At 62.8% G+C, this 1,014-nt stretch carries 1 protein-coding gene; it reads right to left on the reverse strand.

Features of this window, described 5'->3' with window-relative positions; translation table 11 throughout:
- Window positions 1–396: 396 nt before the first annotated feature.
- Window positions 397–867, reverse strand: coding sequence for a carboxymuconolactone decarboxylase family protein (locus tag ACZ4LX_RS38280; RefSeq protein ID WP_467652048.1), 471 nt, complete (start codon window positions 865–867; stop codon window positions 397–399).
- Between the last annotated feature and the right edge of the window lie 147 nt (window positions 868–1,014).

Consider the following 1,014-nt stretch of genomic DNA (forward strand, 5'->3'; position numbering starts at 1 on the left):
ACGACTTCCTGTACCAACGAGCTCCGTTGTTCTCCGTTCGGGATCCTTCAACTGGCTTGCGTGACCTGCGAAAACGTTAACTACCCGGCCTTGGGGCAAGGTCCGACGGCTCACCCCGGCCAGCAACCGAACCCACACGAAAAGGATCAGCCGTTTACTGGGCACACCCCCGCGACACAGAGCCAAACGAACGGTGTAACTCGGTTTGTTGAGGGTTACTGACGGGCCGCATCGGGTGGAACCACCCGATGCGGCCGGCGATCAGGACTCAGCGGTGTGGCGGCCGTCGGCGCCCAAGTCTGCTGCAGTGACCGTTCTCCGAGTGTCCAGCATGCCCGGCGGGTGAGGGACGCACCTCCGCTGACCGCGCCGGGCCTGTCCGTGAGAGCAGCCAGCTCACTGGCTGTGCGGCAGTGGTGCCGCCGGGCCGGGGGGAGACTTCTTGCTGGCGAAATCCCTGACGAGGTCAGCAGTTTCGACGTCGGACAGAGCCTCCTTGAGGCAGAGAACGGCACTTAGGCCACGAGGGAAGCCGGAGTATGGGCTCATCTGGATGAACAAGTCGGCTATGCGGCGCGGCGAGATGCCTAGTTGCAAGGCGGCGCGCACGTGCAGGCGCAGCTCGTAGTCGAGACCGCCCTGGGCGGCGAGGGTGACCAGCGTGACGCACTCCTTCTCCACCAGGGTCAGCTCGCTGGGGCGGCTGTAGATCTCCCCGTAGATGAAGTCGGAGACGTACTCGCCGAACTCGGGTGAGACGCCGGCTAGATTCTCCAGGAAGCGCGCCTTGAGCTCTTTCCCTCCAACCTCCTCCAGCTTCTGCATTCCGCGCTGGTGTCGCTCCGCCGCATTCCCGAACTCTTCCATGGGCTCTCCTAAGGATCTCGTTGATGACATTCCGGGCAGAGGAACGGAGGGATGCTAGGTTCTGTCGTCAAATGATCTTGTGTGGTGGATCATGGTCGGGTGATACGTCGCCATGAACTGTCGGATGCCGAGTGGGAGTTCGTCCGC

The organism is Streptomyces sp. NPDC026062 (assembly GCF_055568375.1).

Coding starts and splice junctions, on each gene's coding strand:
- ACZ4LX_RS38280 (WP_467652048.1), bottom strand. CDS start 867: ATGGAAGAGTTCGGGAATGCGGCGGAGCGACACCAGCGCGGAATGCAG.